General features: G+C 59.0%; 3 protein-coding genes. All 3 read right to left on the reverse strand.

All coding sequences use genetic code 11. The annotated features are described in order from the left end of the window. A partial coding sequence (locus ACIOZM_RS29570; RefSeq protein WP_401220696.1) for a chemotaxis protein CheA occupies positions 1-2,016 on the reverse strand: 2,016 nt, incomplete at its 3' end. A 54-nt stretch (positions 2,017-2,070) separates the two neighbouring features. After that, on the reverse strand, positions 2,071-2,859 hold the full coding sequence (locus ACIOZM_RS29575) for a protein phosphatase CheZ (RefSeq protein ID WP_401220698.1): 789 nt from the start codon (positions 2,857-2,859) through the stop codon (positions 2,071-2,073). A gap of 23 nt (positions 2,860-2,882) precedes the next feature. Next, positions 2,883-3,254: a chemotaxis response regulator CheY gene (locus ACIOZM_RS29580; RefSeq protein WP_401220701.1), complete on the reverse strand. Its 372-nt coding sequence runs from the start codon at positions 3,252-3,254 to the stop codon at positions 2,883-2,885. Positions 3,255-3,405 lie beyond the last annotated feature (151 nt).

The raw sequence follows: 3,405 nt of genomic DNA on the forward strand, positions 1-3,405 counted from the left end.
GCGCGTGAGGTAGAACAGTGGCAGCGCCTTGTCCCGCACGATCACCACTTCCTGACCGTCCACCACGTTGGTGGTCGACAGGTCGAGGTGGAAAATTTCGTTGACGTTGACCAGCGGGAACGCAAACGCCTGATTGCCGAGCATCACCATCAGGGTCGGCATGATCGCGAGGGTCAGCGGCACCTTGATGACAATCTTCGAGCCCTGGCCCTTGGTCGAGTAAATGTTGATCGAACCGTTGAGCTGGGAAATCTTGGTTTTCACCACGTCCATGCCGACACCGCGGCCGGACACGTCGGAGATCTCGGTTTTGGTCGAGAAACCCGGGGCGAAAATCAGGTTGTAGCATTCGGTGTCGCTCAGACGGTCGGCCGCATCCTTGTCCATCACGCCGCGTTTTACCGCGATGGCGCGCAGGACATTCGGGTCCATGCCCTTACCGTCATCGGAGATCGACAGCAGAATGTGATCGCCTTCCTGCTCGGCTGCCAGAACGACTTTGCCGCCCCGCGCCTTGCCCGACGCTTCACGCTCTTCCGGCGACTCGATACCGTGGTCGACCGCGTTGCGCACCAAGTGGACCAGCGGATCGGCCAGTGCCTCGACAAGGTTTTTGTCGAGGTCGGTTTCTTCGCCGACCAGTTCCAGGTTGATTTCTTTCTTGAGCTGACGCGCCAGATCGCGAACCAGACGCGGGAAGCGCCCGAAGACCTTCTTGATCGGCTGCATCCGGGTCTTCATCACCGCGGTTTGCAGGTCAGCAGTTACCACGTCGAGGTTCGACACGGCTTTCTGCATGGCTTCGTCGCCGCTGTTCAGACCCAGGCGCACCAGACGGTTACGCACCAGTACCAGCTCGCCGACCATGTTCATGATTTCGTCGAGACGTGCGGTATCGACGCGCACGGTGGTCTCGGCTTCGCTCGCCGGTTTTTCCGGTGGCGGAGTGGCTGGCGCACGGGCCGGAGCCGGTGCGGCAGCGGCGGCCGGTTTTGGCGCTTCGGCTTTTGGCTCAGGCTTGGCGGCAGGCTTCGGTGCCGCAGCGACCGGTGCCTTGGCGGCAGGCGTGGCGACGGTCGAAGCGCTGCCGGCAGTGGCGGCGCCAACTTCGGTGAACTTGCCTTTGCCGTGCAATTCGTCGAGCAGCGATTCGAATTCGTGATCGCTGATCAGATCGCTGCCAGCAGCGGCGGCGGTCGGTGCAGCTGCCGCAGGGGCCGAGGCAATCGCCGACTCCAGTGCGTCAACGGCAAAGTTACCCTTGCCATGCAACTGATCGAGCAGCGCTTCGAATTCGTCGTCGGTAATGTCGGAGCTGTCGCCCGCCGCCGGAGCAGCAGGTTTTGCCGCCGCTGGCGTCACTGCGTCAGCCGCGAATTGACCTTTGCCGTGCAACTGATCGAGCAACGACTCGAACTCGGCGTCAGTGATTTCATCGCTGGCCGCGTCAGTCGCGGTCGGCGCAGGTGCAGCGGCAGCCGCCGGGGCTTCTGCTTGAGCCTTGACGGCGTTCAGCGAATCCAGCAACTGTTCGAATTCGTTATCGGTGATGTCGCCCGAATCGCCTTCGGCGACCAGGTCTTCGATCATCTCGGCAACCGGCGAAGCCTGGGCCTCGTCAGCCGCTTGCGGCTCGGCCAGACGTGCCAGCGCAGCCAGCAGTTCCGGCGTGGCGGCAGTGATCGGGCTGCGTTCGCGAACTTCGGTGAACATGCCGTTCACCGCATCCAGCGCTTCGAGCACAACGTCCATCAGTTCTGCATCAACGCGACGCTCACCCTTGCGCAGGATGTCGAACACGTTTTCGGCGATGTGACAGCACTCCACCAGCTCATTGAGCTGAAGGAAGCCGGCGCCCCCTTTTACAGTGTGGAAACCGCGAAAAATTGCATTGAGCAGATCCGCGTCATCCGGTCGGCTTTCCAGCTCGACCAGTTGCTCGGACAGTTGCTCAAGAATCTCGCCGGCCTCAACCAGGAAATCCTGAAGGATCTCTTCATCGGCGCCGAAGCTCATTAATGGGGTGCTCCTACAGGTCTAAAAACCCAAAAAACCTAAAAATCCAAAACTCTAGAATCCAAGGCTGGATAACAAATCGTCCACATCGTCCTGACCGGACACAACGTCTTCTCGTTTATCGGCATGAATCTGCGGACCTTCACCCTGCGAGAGATGTTTTTGTGGATCTTTTTCAGCAAGCATCGCTTCACGGTCGTGTTCGATGCCCGCAAAGCGGTCAACCTGACTGGCCATGAGGACAAGTTTGAGCAGATTGCTTTCAACTTCGGTGACCAGTTGGGTCACGCGCTTGATCACCTGACCAGTGAGGTCCTGGTAATCCTGAGCCAGCAGGATGTCGTTCAGATTGCTCGACACTGCACGCCCGCCTTCGGTGCTGCGTGTCAGAAAACCGTCGACCCGCCGCGCCAGCTCGCGGAACTCTTCAGCCCCGACTTCGCGACGCATGAAACGTCCCCAATCGGTGCTCAACGCCTGGGCTTCATCAGCCAGGCCATTGACGACCGGTGTGGCGCTCTCCACCAGATCCATGGTGCGGTTGGCGGCGGCTTCGGTCAGCTTGACCACATACCCCAGACGCTCGGTGGCGTCAGTGATCTGCGAGACTTCCTCGGCTTGCGGCATATTCGGGTCAATCTGAAAATTGACGATCGCGCTATGCAGCTCGCGAGTGAGCTTGCCGACTTCCTGATATAGGCCACGGTCACGGGTCTGATTGAGCTCATGGATCAGTTGCACCGCGTCGCCGAACCTGCCTTTTTCAAGGCTTTCGACCAGCTCGACCGCGTGTTTTTTCAGGGTCGATTCGAAATCGCCCTGTGAAGATTCTTTGTGGTCCATAGATCCCCCCGTGGCGCAGTTTCTCAACCGATGCGTTCGAAAATCTTCTCGATTTTGTCTTTCAACGCCTGGGCCGTGAAGGGTTTGACCACATAGCCGTTTACACCGGCCTGGGCCGCTTCGATGATCTGTTCGCGCTTGGCTTCAGCGGTCACCATCAGCACCGGCAGGTGCTTGAGTTTTTCATCGGCGCGCACGTGGCGCAGCAGGTCGATACCGGTCATGCCAGGCATGTTCCAGTCTGTTACCAGAAAGTCGACGCTGCCGCTGTTGAGAACCGGAATGGCAGTGATGCCATCGTCAGCTTCAACGGTGTTGGTGAACCCAAGGTCACGCAACAGGTTTTTAATGATCCGCCGCATCGTTGAGAAGTCATCAACGATGAGGATTTTCATGTTCTTGTCCAATTCGACCTCCAAGCAGTCTTAAACGCGTCCAGCACCTGGACGCGCCATTTCAATCATTCCGGCAAAACACTCGATGACTGTCTGGAGCACAACAGATCGAGACCGGTGCCGTTCATCACCGCACCAGCCTCGTTCGCAG

Source organism: Pseudomonas sp. NPDC087346 (assembly GCF_044744235.1).
In the GTDB taxonomy this organism is placed as follows: domain Bacteria; phylum Pseudomonadota; class Gammaproteobacteria; order Pseudomonadales; family Pseudomonadaceae; genus Aquipseudomonas.

What these genes read in the sequence shown, in the direction of transcription:
- ACIOZM_RS29580 (WP_401220701.1), bottom strand. Translation starts at nt 3,254, where the DNA reads ATGAAAATCCTCATCGTTGATGACTTCTCAACGATGCGGCGGATCATT.
- ACIOZM_RS29575 (WP_401220698.1), bottom strand. Translation starts at nt 2,859, where the DNA reads ATGGACCACAAAGAATCTTCACAGGGCGATTTCGAATCGACCCTGAAA.